The following is a 3,743-nucleotide window of genomic DNA, read 5'->3' on the forward strand; positions in this document are numbered from 1 at the left end:
ACCGCCTGCCAGCTGTTCTCCGGAGTTACCCCCGAAGTACGCTTGACCAGCTCTCGGCGTCCACGTGCGCGAGCGTTTGAGTCGGCTACTCTGGCCGGAGGGCTTGCGCCTCCGACATGATTTGTAGCACACCCTACCCTCTCGCGCAATCCGGAAACTTCGTTCGCGCAAACTGCGGATAATGTGGACAAGAAAGTGTGGATAAGGCGGGGCGGCCGCCGCGGCGCTATGCGCCGCTGCTCTTTTCGACGAAGTTCACGCGCAAAGTGGTGAGCAGAGCCTCGGTGTCGCGGAGCGCCTGGCCTTCGAGCTGCGATCGCATCGCGTCCAGCAGCCCGGCAAACGCGTCGATCGCGATTTTCGCCTCGCCGAGATCCCTTTCGATCTTGCCGCTCGCGGGATTTGGCATCAGCCCCATACCCTGCCATGCTTTGGCGCCGAGGATGTCGAGCATCCAGACGAGCAGTTCCCGGGTCGGGATCGCCTCGATCGGAACGGCCTGCCGGCCGCTCTCCTCCCCGCCGGGCGCTCCGCCAGAAGTAGACGATGTTTCCGATCCGGATTCTGTTGCCGGCCGGGCTTCCCCGGGCGCGTCCCCGCGCGGCGTCTCTCCGCTCATCGCTTGGACCCTCTCACGCGGCGAGCCGCTCCAGGGCGCGGCAGAGCACCTGGGCGCCCCGCGCGGCGTCTTCCCACGAAGTGTGTTCTTCCGGCGAATGGCTGATGCCTCGATCGCTCGGAACGAAGATCATCCCGGTCGGCACCCGCGACCCGAGAATCTTGGCGTCGTGTCCTGCCCAGCTCGGCATCGTCGTCATCGGCTCATTCAAATCTCTCGCCGCCTGGGTGATCGCCGTACGCACGGCGGCATCGAGCGGCAGCGGCGCCTCGGTCCGCCATTCACCGATATCGAGTTCGAGGCCATAGCGGCCGGCGCACGTCCGGCCCGCCTGCTCGATGCTCTGGCGGAACGCGCCGAGCACGTGGTCGTCTGCGCTGCGCGCCTCGACGGCCATCTCCGCCGTCCCGGGGATCACATTGGTCGCGCCCGGCGTCACCGAGAGGCGGCCGACGGTCGCGACCGCGCGGCCCGCCGTCCCGAGGGCGAGGACGCGCACCTGCCCGACCAGTTCCGCGGCCCCCCACAGTGCGTCGCGCCGCGCCTCCATCGGCGTCGTGCCCGCGTGGTTGGCCTGGCCGCGGAAGGTGAAGACGGCGCGGGAGATGCCGGCGATTGCCTCCACCGCGGCGAGCGGCGCGTGCCTCGAAGCCAGGATCGGGCCCTGCTCGATGTGCAGCTCCAGGTACGAGGCCATCGACGGGGCCAGCGGTCCTTTCGGGACGCCGGGGTCGAACGCCCGGAGCAGCGTCGCGGCCGTCGCGCCGTCGCGGGTCCGGATCGTCTCGGGCGCGGGCGCGCGCCCGACGACGCCGAGCGACCCCAGGCAGCCGACGCCGAACGACGTCCCTTCTTCCTCCGCGAAGCCGAGGAGCAGCAGCGGCCGTCTGAGGTGAGCGTCCGCGTCGCGCAGGGCCTGCGCCGCCTCGATCGCGGCGACCACGCCGAGGGCGCCGTCGAAGATGCCGCCGTTCGGCACCGTATCGAGGTGGGAGCCCGCGGCCACGGGCGGCGATCCCCGATCCCTTCCCGACACGAGAGCGTGGAGGTTGCCCCACGCGTCGACCGCCGCGGCGGCGCCGGCCTGGCGCATCCATTTGGCGGCGAGCTTCACCGCCGCGGCGTGCTCGGGCCGATACGAGAGCCGCGTGACGCCGCCCTGGGAGGTCCGGCCGATCACGGCCAGCTCTTCCAGACGGCGGCGGAGACGCGCGGCGTCGATGGTCGCGGGCATCTCAGCGCGTGCGGGGATCCCAGATCTCGCGGATGCCGTCGCCGGCCACGTTCACCGCGAACACCGTGACGGCGATCGCGATGCCGGGCCAAACCGAGAGCCACGGCGCCTGCGTCAGATATTGCTGCGCCGCGTTCAGCATCGATCCCCACGACGGCGTCGGCGGCTGCGTGCCCAGCCCCAGGAAGCTGAGCGTCGCCTCGGCGAGAATCGCCCCCGCGACGTTGAGCGAGCCCTGCACGACGATCGGCGCGACGCTGTTCGGCAGGAGGTGCCGCCAGATGATCCGCCGGTCCGCGGCGCCGAGCGCGCGCGCGGCCTGAATGTACTCCCGGCCGCGCTCCGAGAGCACCTGCGCGCGCATGATCCGCATGAACACGGGCATCAGGCCGACGGCGATCGCGATCATCGCCTTGCCGAGCCCGGGCCCGAGCACGGCGACCACGGTCAGGGCGAGGATCAGGTTCGGGATCGAGAGCATGGCGTCCGTGAGCCGCATCAGCACGTCGTCGAGGCGGTTGCCGTAGAAGCCCGCGGCGAGGCCGAGCGGCACGCCGGCGGAAATACCCAGCCCGACCGAAATGAGCCCGGCCTCGAGCGAGGCGCGCGAGCCGAAGATGATGCGGCTGAAGACGTCGCGGCCCAACTCGTCGGTGCCGAGCAGGTGCCGTCCGCCGGGAGGTTGGAGGTAGGCGGTGAAGTCGGTCTTGATCGGCGAGTACGGCGCGATCACCGACGCGGCGGCCGCGACCACGAGCACCAACATCGCGACCAGCAGTCCGACCACCGCCAGCCGGTTTCGGGCAAACCGCCCGGCGAGGTGCCAAAAGCCTCGCTTCGCGGGCGCGCGGGGGCGAACGGCCGGGAGGGCGCCCGCGACCGTGCTCACGAGCGGCTGCCCGCGAGCGTAATCCGGGGATCGATCAGCGAGTAGACGATGTCCACGGCCAGGTTGACCGCGAGCACCGCGAACGCGCTGAACATCACGACGCCTTCCAGCATCGGGTAGTCGCGCGCGTAGATCGATTCGATCGCGAGCCGGCCCAGGCCCGGGACCGAGAAGATCGACTCCGTGATCACGACGCCGCCGAGCAGCGCGCCGAGCTGAATGCCCATCACGGTGATCACGGGGATCACGGCGTTCCGCAGCGCGTGGCGGACCAGCACCGTCACGGCGCCGAGGCCCTTCGCGTTCGCGGTGCGGACGAAGTCGGCGCTCAGGACCTCGAGCATGCTGCTGCGCAGCTGCCGCATCACGACCGCGGCGAGGATCACGCCCTGCACGAACGCCGGCATGATCAGCGTGCGGAGGTTGCGGCCGAGGTCCTGGTCGGGCGGCACGTAGCCCGACGCGGGCAGCCAGTGGAGGTTGACGGCGAAGAGGTAGATCAGCATGATCCCGAGCCAGAAGTTCGGGATGCTGAGCCCGGTGAGCGCCGCGGCGGACGCCGTGTAGTCCGCGGCCGTCCGCCGGCGCCACGCCGCGAGCACACCGGCCGGGATCGCGATCGTCCACGCGATCAGCAGGCCCATCGCGGACAGCTCGGCGGTGACGGGAATCTTCTGCAGCATGGTGGCGAGGACGGAGCGGTTGTCTTTGAACGAGTGGCCAAAATCACCGTGCAGCATGCCGCCGACCCACCACGCGTACTGCACCGGCAGCGGCCGGTCGAGCCCCATCTGGTGGCGCAGAGCGACCAGCGCGTCCGGCGAGGCCTCCTCGCCGAGGAACAGGCGCGCCGCGTCGCCCGGGATCAGGTTGATGAGCGTGAAGACGATGACGCTGACGAAGAACAGCACCGGCACCATCTGGAGCAGGCGGCGGGCGACGAAGCGGAACATCGGGTAAAGGTGGCGGCCGGCCCGCGGTGCCGCGGGCCGGCCCCCGAC

At 70.6% G+C, this 3,743-nt stretch carries 4 protein-coding genes; all 4 read right to left on the bottom strand.

The window, feature by feature from the left end; translation table 11 throughout:
• Window positions 1-226: 226 nt before the first annotated feature.
• The gene (locus VFL28_08330; GenBank protein HET7264662.1) at window positions 227-619 is read right to left on the bottom strand and encodes a DUF1844 domain-containing protein; all 393 of its coding nucleotides are present in this window, start codon (window positions 617-619) and stop codon (window positions 227-229) included.
• Between the two features lie 13 nt (window positions 620-632).
• Window positions 633-1,853: a Zn-dependent hydrolase gene (locus VFL28_08335; GenBank protein ID HET7264663.1), complete on the bottom strand. Its 1,221-nt coding sequence runs from the start codon at window positions 1,851-1,853 to the stop codon at window positions 633-635.
• A 1-nt stretch (window position 1,854) separates the two neighbouring features.
• Window positions 1,855-2,742 (bottom strand): ABC transporter permease, encoded by an 888-nt coding sequence (locus VFL28_08340; GenBank protein HET7264664.1) that lies wholly within the window; start codon window positions 2,740-2,742, stop codon window positions 1,855-1,857.
• Window positions 2,739-3,743, bottom strand: a 1,005-nt coding sequence (locus VFL28_08345) for an ABC transporter permease (protein HET7264665.1), incomplete at its 5' end; no start/stop codon positions are given. The genes VFL28_08345 and VFL28_08340, both read right to left, overlap by 4 nt.

The sequence above is a fragment of the bacterium genome, from assembly GCA_035691305.1.
Classification (GTDB): Bacteria; Sysuimicrobiota; Sysuimicrobiia; order Sysuimicrobiales; family Segetimicrobiaceae; genus DASSJF01.

Excerpts from the sequence above, each read along its gene's own strand:
- VFL28_08330 (HET7264662.1), bottom strand. The coding sequence starts at position 619 with ATGAGCGGAGAGACGCCGCGCGGGGACGCGCCCGGGGAAGCCCGGCCG.
- VFL28_08335 (HET7264663.1), bottom strand. The coding sequence starts at position 1,853 with ATGCCCGCGACCATCGACGCCGCGCGTCTCCGCCGCCGTCTGGAAGAG.